Source organism: Neobacillus cucumis (assembly GCF_023715505.1).
Map to the genome: position 1 here is coordinate 50,121 of NZ_JAMBOH010000030.1, position 15,290 is coordinate 65,410.

The 15,290-nt window shown below is 37.9% G+C and carries 14 protein-coding genes; 8 read left to right on the forward strand and 6 right to left on the reverse strand.

The window, feature by feature from the left end:
- Positions 1-266 precede the first annotated feature (266 nt).
- On the forward strand, positions 267-2,009 hold the full coding sequence (locus tag M3226_RS26245; protein WP_251571697.1) for a phospho-sugar mutase: 1,743 nt from the start codon (positions 267-269) through the stop codon (positions 2,007-2,009).
- Positions 2,010-2,117: 108 nt separating this feature from the next.
- On the opposite strand, the gene M3226_RS26250 is transcribed toward M3226_RS26245, so the two are convergent.
- From M3226_RS26250 to M3226_RS26275, 6 genes are all read right to left on the reverse strand, one after another.
- Entirely contained in the window at positions 2,118-2,621 is a 504-nt protein-coding gene (locus M3226_RS26250) for a competence protein ComK (RefSeq protein ID WP_251571699.1), read from the reverse strand.
- Between the two features lie 432 nt (positions 2,622-3,053).
- On the reverse strand, positions 3,054-3,284 hold the full coding sequence (locus M3226_RS26255; RefSeq protein WP_251571700.1) for a helix-turn-helix domain-containing protein: 231 nt from the start codon (positions 3,282-3,284) through the stop codon (positions 3,054-3,056).
- Positions 3,285-3,495: 211 nt separating this feature from the next.
- A complete protein-coding gene (locus M3226_RS26260; RefSeq protein ID WP_251571702.1) occupies positions 3,496-3,633 on the reverse strand; it encodes a YvrJ family protein in 138 nt (45 codons plus the stop codon).
- 103 nt (positions 3,634-3,736) lie between these two features.
- Entirely contained in the window at positions 3,737-3,955 is a 219-nt protein-coding gene (locus M3226_RS26265) for a DUF2922 domain-containing protein (protein ID WP_251571704.1), read from the reverse strand.
- Positions 3,956-3,992: 37 nt separating this feature from the next.
- A complete protein-coding gene (locus M3226_RS26270) occupies positions 3,993-4,211 on the reverse strand; it encodes a DUF1659 domain-containing protein (protein ID WP_098996041.1) in 219 nt (72 codons plus the stop codon).
- Positions 4,212-4,328: 117 nt separating this feature from the next.
- Positions 4,329-4,547: a DUF1659 domain-containing protein gene (locus M3226_RS26275; RefSeq protein WP_098996041.1), complete on the reverse strand. Its 219-nt coding sequence runs from the start codon at positions 4,545-4,547 to the stop codon at positions 4,329-4,331.
- A 627-nt stretch (positions 4,548-5,174) separates the two neighbouring features.
- On the opposite strand from M3226_RS26275, the gene M3226_RS26280 reads away from it, so the two are divergent.
- The 7 genes from M3226_RS26280 to M3226_RS26310 all read left to right on the forward strand — a co-directional run.
- Positions 5,175-8,156, forward strand: coding sequence for a dynamin family protein (locus M3226_RS26280; protein WP_251571706.1), 2,982 nt, complete (start codon positions 5,175-5,177; stop codon positions 8,154-8,156).
- Positions 8,157-8,225: 69 nt separating this feature from the next.
- Positions 8,226-10,181, forward strand: a complete 1,956-nt coding sequence (locus tag M3226_RS26285) for a dynamin family protein (RefSeq protein ID WP_251571708.1) — start codon at positions 8,226-8,228, stop codon at positions 10,179-10,181.
- Positions 10,178-11,968, forward strand: a complete 1,791-nt coding sequence (locus M3226_RS26290; protein WP_251571710.1) for a dynamin family protein — start codon at positions 10,178-10,180, stop codon at positions 11,966-11,968. Before M3226_RS26285 ends, M3226_RS26290 begins: the two co-directional genes overlap by 4 nt.
- Entirely contained in the window at positions 11,955-12,371 is a 417-nt protein-coding gene (locus tag M3226_RS26295) for a hypothetical protein (RefSeq protein ID WP_251571712.1), read from the forward strand. Before M3226_RS26290 ends, M3226_RS26295 begins: the two co-directional genes overlap by 14 nt.
- A gap of 67 nt (positions 12,372-12,438) precedes the next feature.
- On the forward strand, positions 12,439-13,389 hold the full coding sequence (locus M3226_RS26300; protein ID WP_251571714.1) for an N-acetylmuramoyl-L-alanine amidase family protein: 951 nt from the start codon (positions 12,439-12,441) through the stop codon (positions 13,387-13,389).
- Positions 13,390-13,585: 196 nt separating this feature from the next.
- Positions 13,586-13,717, forward strand: coding sequence for a TcaA NTF2-like domain-containing protein (locus M3226_RS32985; RefSeq protein WP_445165004.1), 132 nt, complete (start codon positions 13,586-13,588; stop codon positions 13,715-13,717).
- Between the two features lie 780 nt (positions 13,718-14,497).
- Positions 14,498-15,290, forward strand: a 793-nt coding sequence (locus M3226_RS26310) for an Ig-like domain-containing protein (RefSeq protein WP_251571718.1), incomplete at its 3' end; no start/stop codon positions are given.

Consider the following 15,290-nt stretch of genomic DNA (forward strand, 5'->3'; position numbering starts at 1 on the left):
TAATACCAGTGTACCTCTTTTAATCCTTAATCGACCGTCCCTGAAAGAGGATCAAAATGCCATCAATATCTTATGAAACATCATCTTTATGATACCATTGATTGGGACCAGTTTAAGTTATTTCAGGTGGACCGATCCTTCAAGAATAGTATTACAAAAGAATCTAACGTGAATAGTAAATTAAACAATCATGAAGCAGATAAGATAGCTGCAGATATATTGCAAATAATAAATATTTCTACATCTTAGACGAGGGGGAACCAATTTTGACTTGGTTACGTAATGCAGAAAAATGGCTTTCATTTATTAATTTAAATTCTGATTTAAAAGAGACACTACTTAATATTGAAAACAATAAAAAATTATTAGAAGATCATTTTTATAAACATTTAGAATTTGGTACCGGTGGTATGCGTGGGGAGTTAGGACCTGGTATTAACCGTTTAAATATCTATACTATTCGTAGAGCCGCTGAGGGCTTGGCTAAGTATATCGCTGAACAAGGGGAAGAAGCAAAACAGCGTGGCGTTGTAATTGCATATGATTCTCGCCATAAGTCTCCTGAATTCGCGTTAGAAGTAGCAAAGACGGTAGGTAATTATGGAATTAAGGCTTATGTATTTGATGAACTTCGTCCAACACCGGTACTGTCATTTGCCGTTAGATATTTACATGCCTTCTCAGGGGTAGTAATCACAGCGAGTCATAACCCGCCTGAATATAACGGTTTTAAAGTATATGGGGAAGACGGCGGCCAACTTCCTCCCGAGGCAGCTAATACCATCATTAAATATGTGAATGCTGTTGAAAATGAATTAACAGTTGAAGTAGCTGAAGAGCAGGCCCTTCTTTCCAATGGATTATTAGCTTACGTTGGAGAAGAGATCGATAATGCTTATGTAGAACAATTAAAGTCACTTCAATTGAATCCTGAGGTGGTAGCTAAGGTCGCAAAGGATTTAAAGATTGTTTACTCTCCATTACATGGAACAGGAAATAAACCTGTTCGTGCTGGGTTAAAGGCGTTTGGATTTGAACATGTTCCGGTTGTAAAAGAGCAAGAGTTACCTGATGCCAATTTTTCAACTGTTAAGTCACCAAATCCAGAAGAGCATGCGGCATTTGAAATTGCTATAAAATATGGCGAGGAAATTGGTGCAGACATTCTTATGGCGACAGATCCTGATGCGGATCGGTTAGGTGTAGCAGTTAAGAACCATTCTGGTGAATATGTGGTGCTCACAGGGAACCAAATGGGTGCCTTAATGCTGGAGTATCTACTATCTCAAAAACAAGCCAAAGGATTACTTCCTGAAAATGGCGTGGTCATCAAAACTATTGTTACCTCTGAAATTGGCCGTGCGATTGCTCAGTCTTATGGCATTGAGGCAATGGATACCCTAACAGGTTTCAAGTTCATCGGTGAAAAAATCAATGAGTTTGAACAAACGGGTCAGCACACTTTCTTATTTGGCTATGAAGAAAGCTATGGTTATCTGATTGGCGATTTTGTACGTGATAAAGATGCAGTTCAGTCTGCTATTTTTGCAGCAGAAGTTGCTGCCTATTATAAATCTAAAGGCATGACGATGTATGAAGGTCTTTTAGCTATTTTTGAAAAGTATGGTTTTTACCAAGAGTCACTCCAGTCGATTACCTTAAAAGGGAAAGACGGAGCGGAACAAATTGCTGGTTTAATGGATACTTTCAGAAATGAGAGTTTGAGTGACGTAGCAGGCATTGAAGTAGAAGCAGTGGAAGACTACGCAACTTCATTAAGAAAAGCTAATGGTTTGGAAAGTAAGATTAATTTGCCGTCATCTAATGTATTGAAATACTTTTTAGCAGATGGTTCATGGTTCTGTCTGCGTCCGTCTGGAACAGAGCCTAAAGCGAAATTTTATTTTGGCGTGAAAGGCGACTCAATGGAACACAGCCAGGAGAAGTTAGCTGCTATTCAAACTGCTGTGATGAATATGGTAAATGATCGATTAGCTGCAAGGGTATAACACCTGCATTCCTTTATAAAAAGAAAACACTACAATCAGCACCCTTGTCCTATTTGGACAAGGGTGTAATTTTTATTTATATTTATTTAACTAGTATTTCTACTACGATTATGCGCCTTTTTTCGGGTCTTCCTTGAAGGAAAAGGGATCATTGTCCATTCTAACAATCATTTTTCTAAACTGCTCTGCTATTTGGAGTTTGTGGTTAAAAGAATAAAGTTTGGATGGGAGCGTTATCGTTAGTCCATTCGTAAACTCTACTTGTGCCTTTTGATTAATACTTTTTGTTCTTGCGATATGATATGGATTAAACCAGATTGTATTGGCATTTTTAGCAGACTTATCAGGGAATACACAAATTCTATGTACGGGATTTACCATTACAGGACACATATATTTATTACCAAGCAGCCAATTAGCTGTCTCCATCGCGCCTCTTAAATCAAAGCCAATGCACTTGATGCTGTCATTTAGTATTTCTAAAGGGGATCTGTCTACGACAAATGTTCTATCTAGTTCCTTTACAAGTGTACAGAGCTTTGCTTGGCGGTCATAGTAACCTACCATGTACATAAAATTTTGATTTATAATATATTCATTTTCTAAATACAAACACTCCAACTCCCCATACCTTCAAAATATGTACTTACACAAACTTTTAAATTTTTATGTGATTTTGAGCTATATTTTATTTTAGATCACATCTTGATCACATCCTTTACTAGGTCATGATATTTAAAGAAATAACATTTATAAATATATTAGTTATTTCGTTAAAACGATTACATTTTGTTAGGGATTATGATATACAAGGAAGCAGTTTTAGAGAGGTTTCTCAACATTTGAATGTTAAATTGTGAAGATGCTCACAAATGAGGGGTCAAGGAAAGAAGAGGTCATAGAGGTAGTGGCCTTGAACACCAGAAAGTGGGAAACCGTATATTGTTTTAATATGGTATTTTCTAAATTGAAACTTCACTAGGTGAAGTGGATACTGGAGCTTGGGACCATAGGTCATATTCTTGATTAAATAATATTTTAGTATTACTCATCATCATCATCTGTATCAACAAGGGTAATAATCTCATTCATATCGTTAGTATCAAATACATCAGCAATCCTTTCGAGATGACCGAAGTTAATATTTCTCCTCTTTTGGTTTGCGAGTTCATTTAGAGCTTGAGGCCTAACATCTGCCAGACGAGAAAGTTCTCGCATGGACATATTATGCTTAACTATTAGTTCAGGTAACTTTACAACAACCCTTTTCCCCATAACGCTCTAATCACCCACTTTTTATTATCTCTATTGAAAAATTACCATATAAAAAAAACGAAAGCGGAACGCCTAGGCGTCTCATTTCGTTTCATTTGTGGAGAAAAAAGTAAATTTTTGTAGAATAATGTTATTTAAGGTAATTTTAGTACGCGTGGGGACGGTTCTCTTGTTTCTTTTTACTGATTGCTCTTTGCTCTTTCCTAATTCATTACAGCTTCATTCGTTCGGGCAGATTTTGTATCGATTGGACCACTAGATCTAATTTCGACTCAATCCGGTAAAGTAGATAGAGGGTCACCACGATGGGAAATCCTACTTCGCTAATGAATGGTATAATTTGTTCCACGAGTCTTCACTCCTTTCACTTAGAGGTATGATTTTGAAACAGGTGAACCCTCACCCACGATTTAAAAAAAGGCCGGGTTCATGAGAGTCCGGCCTTGCTGTTATTATGCTAGTTCATAGTCGGTTACATTGCGGTCGATGACTCTGGCGCCTTTTGCGGAGACAAGCTTGCCGCTACCTGTAGTAAATATGTTAGCTGCAATAATCTGTCCCATGGAGAGTTTCACTAAATTTTCATCCACTGGCTCCTTTGGATTGTCGATTGTGATTTTCGCAGTTTTTCCAAACTCGGTGTCAAATTGCAATTCTAATGTTTTAGCCATTTATTTTCACCTCCCATCACTGGATTTTTTTTGAACCTTAACCGATAATCTCCGAGCTGTCATTACGTTCCACCTTGTTTAAGTCACCGTTGCATAAAACTGAGATCGCTTGGGCTGCTTGGAACAGCTGGTCAGCTGTTGCTGCTTTCGTTACATTGCTAAACGTTTTAGACTTCAAGATTGGATTTCCTTCGTTATCAATCCCCGCTTGAAATACCAACCGAAGCTTTGTCGTTTCTAGTAATCCTTGTGCCATCTTCGATCACCTCCTTTCGTCTTATATATATAGTTTGAGAGACTAAAAGGGCAGGTAGGTCGAAAATATTTTTTAGCCATTTATTTTCACCTCCCATCACTGGATTTTTTTTGAACCTTAACCGATAATCTCCGAGCTGTCATTACGTTCCACCTTGTTTAAGTCACCGTTGCATAAAACTGAGATCGCTTGGGCTGCTTGGAACAGCTGGTCAGCTGTTGCTGCTTTCGTTACATTGCTAAACGTTTTAGACTTCAAGATTGGATTTCCTTCGTTATCAATCCCCGCTTGAAATACCAACCGAAGCTTTGTCGTTTCTAGTAATCCTTGTGCCATCTTCGATCACCTCCTTTCGTCTTATATATATAGTTTGAGAGACTAAAAGGGCAGGTAGGTCGAAAATATTTATTAGTTTATAATGTTTTAATTTTGAAAACCAATAACTATATGAATATATTTACCTAAGTTACTTATGAAATTAACAAACTATATAACTATTAATTTCCATTTATTAAAAAATATTATAAAATGAGAGTGGTCTTTAGGACCTAATGCAAGAAAATCTAAGGAGCAGAATAATATCGCGAGGAGAACGTTACAATTTTTTGGGCTAGCAGAAGCTAGGACTATAATTAACAGTTTCCGCTAGATAAGATTGAACACCTTTTTATCAATATTTTTCCCAGCTAAGCTATGATACTTTATCAACTTTGTTTAGCTGGAGGATATGAAAGGTGAAAAAGTTATTTATGTATTTAGAAGTTCATCAATTAAAAGAACAAGGATTGAAGGTTGTTGCAATTGCCAAAAAGTTAAAAGAAGGATTGGTTCAAGTACCGTGAGAAATAGGAGAAAATGAATACTAATTACCTTATATTACCTTTAATCTAAGTATAAACTATCATCAGTGACTACTATATAATTAAACGTATATTAGTTATTTTCAAAGGTGGAACAAAAGGAATGGACTGGAGAGCAGAGTTTCAAAGCGGTATACAGAATTGGCTTACCCTGTGTAATAATGATAAAGAATTTCAACCAATTAAAGAAGAATTATTGGATTTACAAGAGGATGCGAATGATGAGTTAATTGTCATGGTGTCAGGAGAATTTAAAGCGGGAAAGTCTACATTTATCAATGCTTTGTTGGGGAAGGAAATATTAACATCGGATGTTACCCCTGCCACTGCCGTTGTGACGAAATTAACATATGGAAAAAAGAATCGAGTGCTGGCTCACTACTTGGACCATAGTGTCATTGAATATGACGTCAAATCGCTCGAGCAATTGACGGTGGAGAGAGAGGGCAAGTTTCAACAAATTAGAGAACAGATCTCTTATATTGAGCTTCATCTACCTATTCAGCTATTAAAAACGTTCACCATTATTGATACGCCTGGATTAAACTCTAGTCACAAACACCATACGGAAGCAACGGACAGGTTCTTGCGCAGGGCTGATCTGGCGATATGGCTATTTAACTACCGTAATGTGGGAACTTCAACAGAGGTCACTTGGTTAAAAAAATTGAAAGAGTATGGAATTAAACCAATTGCCATCGTTAATGGGATTGATAAGCACGATGAAGAAGAGGAGGAGTTGGAGGAGTTACTTGATGAAAGTTTTCGAAAACTTCAGCCATTTATAACGAGATTGATAGGTGTCTCTTCTAAGGAAGCCTTAGATGGGAAATTACAAAATAACCCGGAATTACTAGAATGGAGCAATTGGAAAGAGGTCGACGAGATTTTCCAGGGATGGTCACAAAAAACGGAGCAGAAAATCGTTCGTATTTTTGAAAGATTAAAAGAGCCACTCCTTAAATTCGACGAAATCCTAATTGAAAGAAAAGTAGCCTTGGGGGCAAATCGCGTACAACATTTAATAGAGGCTTTTATGAATCATGAGTACCCATCCTTACTCGAAGGGTTTCAGAGGGTGAAGCAGCTTACCGGTGAGTGCCAGCAATCAGAAAATAGCTGGAATCATTTTTTGAAGCCGAAAAATGATTCACTTGATGGAATGATTCAATTGATCCATGGAAGTTATAACAGACTTTCAGGGGAAAAACAAAAGGGTGCAGGGAAAGAGTTTATAAGAATCTTGAATGATAGATTATTGCCCGATATCGATGTGTTTGAATCGGATGTAGCACATTTCATGAATGAGTTCACGAAGTTAACGGAAGACGAAGAACAGTTGAAAGAAGATTGGCAGTTCATTGAGTCCGCGCATGTGCTAACCAGGAAATTACGTAGGATTAAGGAGCATGGCGAAAAGTTAACCGTATGGAAACAGCACCGAGCGGAATTAGTGAAGAAAAAACAACAGTTAGACGCATCTCATGATAGACTTAAGGATCAATTAAAAAAGATTGAACGATTGATGCAGGCATCAGTTGAGGCTGATATTGAAGAGCTCGTAAGAAAACCGCATCGGGCCGCCGCTGAATCTTGGAACGATAAGCTTGCCAATGCGAAGAAAAGGTTTGCCGCTTTGTCCTTAGATGAAATCAAAGAATTTGACTTTTTCTCAGGAATGGTCAAGAGCTGTATCGAAGGATTTATTATGCCTTTCCAAAAGGTTGGTACCGCATTGGAAAATAAACTAGCCTATGCGGATACCGACTTGATTATGAACAATATTTCAGCATTATTTGATGAAATTCCACTTAAACAGCTTGAGTATGACTTTTCAATTTTTCAGTCGTGGGAACCATCAGCAATCATTCCAAACAATGTGAAAGTACAGTTGACTATCCCGACTGAAATTGAGGGAATTGGACTGCCATCGTTGCCTTCCGATTTAGCACACGATGTGAAGAAAGCTAAAGATGATGTACATGAACAAAGAGTCCAATTTGCAGGTTGGAGCATAACTGCAGTAGTTGTCGTGTTCATTGTTTTCTTAATCATTAATAGTAAAGTAAATGACGATAGCCCTGCTTATGCAACGGATGATTCTTCCTATTCTGATTCCTTATCAGATGAAGATACCTATACAGAAGAAACGGACAGTGTAGAGAGTCTGGAATCATCCTTTTCACAGTCAGAAATTAAAGATTTTATATCAAACCTGCATCAAAAAAGAATTGATTCTGATAGCACAGAATTCTTTAATTCTGAAACTTTCAATTTAAGTGGAGAACAAGAATTCCAGGATTATTACTATGAATTAGATGGCGCTGCTTTGAAAGACCTTGAAATAAAAAATATTGACTATGACTCTACTATCACTGTGATTACAGATGAAACATATGAGAAAAGCGGAAGCGAAGTTGTATATGAAGCGGAGTATGAATTAGCCCCTAATTCGGCCAATACGGACTTGAAAGTGGAAGGTTTTACTTTTTCCAAATTAAATGAGACGACTATAGAGGCAACTATATCTGAAGATACCATTCGCAGCTTTTTAATTGAATACCGCACGAAATATATGGATGCTCTCAATCGTGATGATTCATCTTCCATATTATCTTATTTAGAGTCGGGGCAGCCAGCTTATAAACTCATTACTGACTATTTTGCATCCATAGAAGGGAAAGGAAATATCTACACGCCTGAGAAATTTACGATTACGAGGGTTGAACATAATGGGCTCAATATGTATGAAGTATCAACAGAAGAGTCATTTATATTGGAAGAATCGACTGGAAAGAAAACAGAAAACACTCGACAACGGACCTATTTGATTCATGTTGTAAAGCCGGATAGTCTATTCATTTCAGATTTTAAGGTTCTGGGTGCTTCAACCAAGGAAATAATTGAACCGATGGATGACTATACCACTAACAATGGAAATGAGTATAATTCATCCGGAAATGGTAACGGAAATGACAGTGGGAATGGAAATGGTAAGGCTAAGGCTAAGGGTATTGATAGTGGTACGGGAATTGATTATGGCAGCGGAAAGGGTAACAGTACTGATACTGGTACTGGATATTAATCAGCTGCCGTGTTTTAAGTCATTCCTATTTTAACCATCTAGAAAAGACTAGTTTGAGGGAGTACGAATATGAGTTTTTCACTAGACTATTTTAATCGAAATCGAGATTCGGTTTTGAAACATATGAATCGGCTATATGCTGCCCTAAAGGAAATGGGGCTTCAGAATGATATGAAAAAAATTCTGGATATCACTAAACAAGTAGGAAATGAATCGTTTCAGATTGTAGTGGTGGGGGAGTTTTCAAGAGGCAAATCGACCTTCATCAATGCACTATTAGGAAAGCGGATTTTGCCTTCATCAGCCCGCCCGACCACTACATTGCTTAATGTCATTACCCACAGCGCGGAACCTTTTATTAAGATTCATTATCGTGATGGTAAAAGGCCTGCACAAATGATAGATGAGGGTGAATTTAAGACACTGGTGGCACCGAAAGAACCTATGCAAGGCGATAAAGAGTCTGAACTGGCTTTTCAAAAGCAAGTAGAACACTTCCAGACCATTAGTCATGCCGAAATTGGTCATCCTTTAGCTTTTTGTCAGGATGGAGTTCAGATTATTGATACGCCAGGGACAAATGACTTGGATCCAGCTCGTGAACAGATTACCAATTCAATTATTCCTAAATCAGATGTGGCCATTTTGATATTATCCGCAGTGAAAATATTGTCGGAGTCGGAAGTAAGCTTTTTACGTGATCGGATTCTGGCTAATGATATTCAAAAGGTGTTCGTCGCTATCAATTTTAAGGATGAGCTCCAAAGTCAACATGAGATTGACCAAGTTTATCGATTTGCAGAAACCCATTTAAAGAAAATCCTACTCGAACCGAAAATATTCATGGTAGCAGCTAAACAGGCTTTAAATGCAAGAAGAAAAGCAAGTGGTGAAGAGTTAAAAACTGCACGAGGAAGAATGATACCTGTATGGGATCTCAACGATACTGGTTTTATTGAATTAGAAACAGCGCTTGCGGATTTCCTTCAATATGAACGCGGGGCTGTTAAACTGCGGAAACCTGTTATCCGTGCAGAAAAACTCATTGATGAAATACTAGAAAAACAAATAGACGTTCAAATTCATGCGTTAAATCTTAAGCTGGAGGACCTCCAAGAAAAAATTGAATCCTTTATGCCAAAGCTGCATCGTGTCAGGGATCTTGGTAAAGAGGCACTTAAGAAATTGACTATTGAGCTGCAAACTCAGGGACAAGAGCTAAGCAAATGGTATGAGAATGAGCTGCAGGCCCATGCCAATCTTGCCTACAAAAAGTTTGACGATAATGTTTATATGGATATCAATCAGATTAGTCGGAAAATCGAAGATGCGATTGCACCAAAGGAACGCGATTTGCATGTGAAGAAAAAGGAAAAAATGACAGCTGCAGTCGAACAAAGTATTGACCGGGTTAGTACAGCTGTAAACAAAGAATGGTTTCAGCTTGAAGGGGACTTTAAGTCCTTGCTGAGTTCCGGCAGTGGGCCGAGTGACCTGCTCCCTTCACTCATTACGGTTGAAGGAAAGAAACAGCCGAGTATTTTTATTGAGATTTTTGATGAACTTGGAGATGCATGGGATAAGAATACAACTTTCTTAGGGGCACTTGCGATTGGTGTTGGCTTTTTGGCAACAGCAGTCATTGGCGGCATCACGTCTTTATTTATGGCTGGATGGTCTTGGCTGACGGGGGAAAATGAGAAGACCAAATTCAAGCGGAATCTACAAGCTCAATTTGACCAGTCTAAAAATCAAAAACTAACTTCTTTTAAAAAGGAATGGAAAGGGTTAGTGGATGCTGTTTATAAACAATATCAGGACATTATCAATAAAAATGTGCAGCAAATGGAGCTTCAATTACAGGAACTCCTGAACAATACGAAACTTGAAGAAAAAGATATTGAAAAGAAACGAATTCAGCTTGAACGCCGTGCTGCGTTATTGAAGTCAATTAGGAAGGACCTTTATTCTTTAGAAGCTGAATTAACCGAGCCACATCGAGATAAGGTAGTGTTGACGCGATGAACTATACAGCTGAAAAGGAAAAACTGAAACAGAAAACAGATCATTTACTGCAATTGGTGAAAACAGCTCTACCTGATAGCTCCCAACTGAAATCTTTATCAGAGCTGCAGGAGGATTTGGCTGATGATTACTATTCGATTATTGTATTAGGTGAATTTAAACATGGAAAGTCCACCTTTGTGAATGCATTGCTTGGACAGGACATTATGCCGAGAAATGTGACTCCGACCACTGCAACCATTAATGCGGTATTCCATAGTAAAAAGCCTGAGGTTCAAATCCTAAAAATGAACGGTGAAATTGAGAAAAGAGAACTTTCTGTAACAGTTTTAAATGATTATACGGCCTCATCTGACTTTGATCCTGCGGAAATTAACTATTTAAAGTTGTTTATGGAATCCCGGCTTTTAGAGAACCGGGTGGTGCTGATTGACACCCCAGGATTGAATGATTTAAACCAGCAGCGTTCGGATATTACCTATCAGTTCTTGCCGCGGGCAGATGTCGTCATTTTTATCACTTCGATGGATGGTGCCCTTAGAAGCACAGAGGAAGCTTTTATTAAAAATACCTTGCAGAAAAATGGCTTTGAGAAGTTAATGATCGCTGCTAACTTCTTAGATCGAATAGATGAAGAGGAAATAGATGATGCAGTTGATTTTATTGAGCGCCGGGCCGAAAACATTCTCGGGGAAAAGACTAAAATCTTTCCGCTGTCATCAAAAGACGCGCTGGAAGCTAGACTTAGAGGAGACCAAGAACTTCTTGAGTACAGCGGCCTTCTTGAGATTGAGGCAGAGATAAAAAAAAGGATTGTTAGCGGTAATCGAAGCCAAGAAAAGCTCGTCCGTTTTCAGACACGACTATGGATAATTGCTGAAAGTCTGAGGGCTGAAATCGAACTTGCTGAGCATCTATCAGAAGAAACCCTCGAGCAATTAGTGGAGCAGGTTCAATTGGTGTCGGAATGGCTTTCGAAACAACCCATATTGCAAAATCAGCTGCAAAACTATATTTATGAGTGTGAAAGCGAAATTCAGTTCATTGTCAGGAAATCCTTAAACTTTTTTGGAAGTCGAATGCGGGAAGATATTGAGAATCGGATTCGGCTTTTCCAGGGTTCGGATATTAAATCCTTAGTCGAAACTCAAATTCCGATTCTGATTCGTTCTCATTTTAATCAATGGATTGATCAGTACAATGACCACATTCACGAGTTACTTCAAAAGTTGGCAAAGGAAGTATCACATGGACTTTCCCAGTCATTTAAACAGACGATTAAAATTAAGGCGATCCGAGAGGATGTACTGAGGTTCACAGATTATGTGGAGTCGTTGCCTACGCAAACTGGCAATGCCAGCGTTAAGGCCGGTTTGTTGATGGGGGGAGCAAGCTCTATTGCATTGCTGCTTGGGGCTTCCTTTTTTATCCCACTTGTAGGGATGGCTGGTCTGCCGTTTCTATCACAAAAAATCGCCGAAAAACAGTTGGGAAATGTGAAGCCTGATTTGATTCAGGCAGTGAACCTGCAAATCAATGGGCTGCTCGATCAATTTCAGTCCCAATTGGACCAATATATAATTCAGGCTGTTGAAAATATTAAGGATCAGGCCATGGATGAATACGACCGAAAGTTAAGCTCCATTCAATTTATACTTGATGAAGAGATTGCTAGCAAGAAGCAAGAGACTCGTCATATCACAGACTATAAGAAAAATTTAAATATGCTAAAAGAGTTCATTAAAACGGAGATTAAGAGGGAGGAAGTTGTAAATGGTAGGGTTTGAAAATCAACATAATGACCAAAATGTATCGGATTCCTTTGATCGGGACTTCGGTACTTCCCATGATTTAACTCATACTGGAAGCCATGGGCTTGTCAACTATGATCATTCTCATCACCTAGTTACTACCGGAGATTCCTATATCCATGGGAATGATATCTTTCATTATCAGGATCCATTAAAATATTCGTCCCAGCATCAGTTCAAGGCATTACAATTGGACATGGGGGATACACATTTCGTACAGCCGCATGAGGTAAAGAGTTATGTCCGCTCAGATGGTACCCTTGTAAAAGGCTATTACCGAGATGGAGATGGAAACACTAGTATCGACCATACTCTTTCACAAGGCGGGGGATATGTAAGAAGTAACCCAGACGGAAATCCTTTAAATAATTTAAAGTAGGCTCATTTGAGTCACTTATAATGAAATATCATGTTGAATTGATCCGACATAGAGAGAGGTACTTAAAGTGAAGTCTACAACAAAATATGGAGTTGTCACACTCATCCTGATGGTACTTATTTCTTTATATCTCTTTTTCAATCATGAAGGGGCGAAGGAAATAGTGGCTAAGGACACCTCTACTTTGCAGCAGGGCAGTGCAAAAAAAGATGAAATAGGGAACGGAAAGGAAATTGAAGCTTCTACTGTATCGCTGAAAGAATCCGGCCAAAGTGACCTTTCCGCAGATGAGGAAGACTCTTTAGAAACAGACGAGAAGTATACCAAGGCGATAGCTAAGAAGAAGGGGGGAACCGCGGCTGCAGAGGAGATGCAGGCGGTCCAAAGTCAATTTCTAGTGGTGATTGATCCAGGACATCAGAATCGAGCTAATACCGATCCTGAGCCAATTGGCCCGGGGGCTAAGGAAGCAAAGATCAAGGTAACTGGTGGGACTTCAGGGGTTGCAACAGGTAAACCAGAATATAAGTTAACCTTGGAGGCGTCACTTATTCTCGGTCAATTGCTGGAAAGTAAAGGGATTAAGGTTATTTATACTAGAACAACTAACGATGTAAACATTAGTAACAGGGAAAGAGCTGAGGTTGCCAATCAAAATGCCGCTGATTTATTTGTCCGTATTCATGCGGATGGCTCAACAGATAGAAATGTTCATGGTCTTTCGGTTCTTACTCCAGCAAATAACAGTCCATATACAAAAACAATCTTCAATGATAGTTTAAAAGCTTCCCAGTTCATTATTGATGAAACAAGAAAGAATTCATCCATTAAAGTAAATGGTCTTTCTTACAGAGGCGACATGTCTGGTTTCAACTGGTCCAAGGTCCCAAGCACACTTGTGGAATTGGGTTTTATGACCAACCCAACAGAAGACAAGAACCTATCAGACCCACTTTACCTGAAAAATTTACTTACCAATATAGCTGATGGAATTTTGGATTATGCAAGTTACAAGTAGAATGACAATTGCGGTACTATCGGAGAGTTACTACTGTTAGAGTCTGAATATAAATAAAAATAGAAACGAAAACACAAATTTATTGTGTTAGGTATTACAGTCGTTCTGTTTGGAAGTGGTTATATTACTTATAAGGATTACCGTACCAAACCATCAGAGATAACTGCAAAGGCTGTCAACGAAACGATTAAGAAGGGTGACCCTACCTTTAACACAAATTCAGGAACATTTAAAGAAATATAATGATGCTCTTTACCAAGCCGCCAATGCGGGTGATTTTTCAATCGTAGAGCCCTATATAGATATCCAAAGGCTCCTAATTTTATAGAACATGAGAAAAATCTAATTTATGACAAGAGTGAAGACGAAAAGAAAGAATATCTATCTCAATTAGAAATAAAGTCATTTAACAAAATGTTTAAACATAAATATCAAGTCATAACAAATGAGAAGATTTCGGTTAGAGAAAATAACGAGGAAAAAATAGAAGAATGGCAAAATACCTACACGATTACAAGAGAAGGTGGCAAATTTTATACGTTCGGATCAAGTCAGTCGGAATTAGCTAAATAGGCGGTAACGATCACTGTGATGGCCCTTAAGAGCCCCCTCTGATCAAAAGGTTTAGAAAATAAAAAAGTATTCCTAAATGGAATATGTAATGTCTCGAACTCAATGCATAATTAAGAGTCATCTTCCCTGTGAATATCTTAGGAAGATGACTCTTTTTATCTTTATAACTAGCTACATAGAAAACTAGCCATTGATAAATGGAGGATGTTTGATTCAAATGAGCATTGTGCCAATATAAGTTTCCCTCATTGTAATTGGGGTAATAACAGCCGAATAGATAGTGGGTATTTTTGGGATAAATTTCTATTATTATATCAATAATAGGTATTTCATCCTTTTATTTGTAGGACTATAATAATATGGGATGAAATAAATCTAAGAGCATTAGGAAAGATGCCCTAGGTTATAAAAAATGTTTTTACATAAAATTGGGGGCAAAAGTTAAAGGGATGGTGATTTCAGATATTTAAAAAATAGCATTATCATAAGTAATATATTCGTTTAGCTCAAATGTATGATGAAATGGGGAGTTCGGGTGAGAAAAAGGATTTTTTCTATAATTATGGTTTTATTATTAGTCTCTGGAAGCTTTCCATATAATTTTGGTAAGGCTAGTGCTGATGTCACGAATCCAGTAATTGAAAGTATACAAGTAGATAAAACTGAGGTGACATCGGGAGATACCATTAAAGTAAGTGTAAAGGCAACGGATGACGTTGGAGTAAGCCGTGTATATGTCTACTACAAATCACCTACTACAAATAAAACGATTGGAATTTATCCGAATTACAATTCTTTAACGAATTCATATGAGGGTTCCTACAAGATTACGTCAAATTCAGAATCGGGAACATATAAGGTATCCAGTGTTTATGTCTATGACACATCGGATAATGTAACATATTTACCAAGTTATTCCGATTATGAAAATAAATTAGGAAGTGGTCAATTTACAGTATCGGGTACAACGGCAGATGTAACCAATCCGGTCCTTGATAGTATACAAGTAGATAAAACAGAAGTGAAGGCTGGAGATTCTGTTAAGGTAAGTGTAAAAGCGACGGATAACGTTGGAATAAGCCGTGTGTATGTCTACTACAAATCACCTACTACAAATAAAACGATTGGAATTTATCCGAATTACAATTCTTTAACAAATTCATATGAGGGCTCCTATACGATTACGTCAAATTCAGAAGCAGGAACATATAAGGTATCCAGTGTTTATGTCTATGACACATCGGATAATGTAACATATTTACCAAGTTATTCCGATTATGAAAATAAATTAGGAAGTGGTCAATTTACAGTATCGGGTACAACGGCAG

What these genes read in the sequence shown, in the direction of transcription:
- M3226_RS26295 (WP_251571712.1), top strand. Translation starts at nt 11,955, where the DNA reads ATGGTAGGGTTTGAAAATCAACATAATGACCAAAATGTATCGGATTCC.
- M3226_RS26290 (WP_251571710.1), top strand. Translation starts at nt 10,178, where the DNA reads ATGAACTATACAGCTGAAAAGGAAAAACTGAAACAGAAAACAGATCAT.
- M3226_RS26285 (WP_251571708.1), top strand. Translation starts at nt 8,226, where the DNA reads ATGAGTTTTTCACTAGACTATTTTAATCGAAATCGAGATTCGGTTTTG.
- M3226_RS26280 (WP_251571706.1), top strand. Translation starts at nt 5,175, where the DNA reads ATGGACTGGAGAGCAGAGTTTCAAAGCGGTATACAGAATTGGCTTACC.
- M3226_RS26270 (WP_098996041.1), bottom strand. Translation starts at nt 4,211, where the DNA reads ATGGCACAAGGATTACTAGAAACGACAAAGCTTCGGTTGGTATTTCAA.
- M3226_RS26275 (WP_098996041.1), bottom strand. Translation starts at nt 4,547, where the DNA reads ATGGCACAAGGATTACTAGAAACGACAAAGCTTCGGTTGGTATTTCAA.
- M3226_RS26265 (WP_251571704.1), bottom strand. Translation starts at nt 3,955, where the DNA reads ATGGCTAAAACATTAGAATTGCAATTTGACACCGAGTTTGGAAAAACT.
- M3226_RS26255 (WP_251571700.1), bottom strand. Translation starts at nt 3,284, where the DNA reads ATGGGGAAAAGGGTTGTTGTAAAGTTACCTGAACTAATAGTTAAGCAT.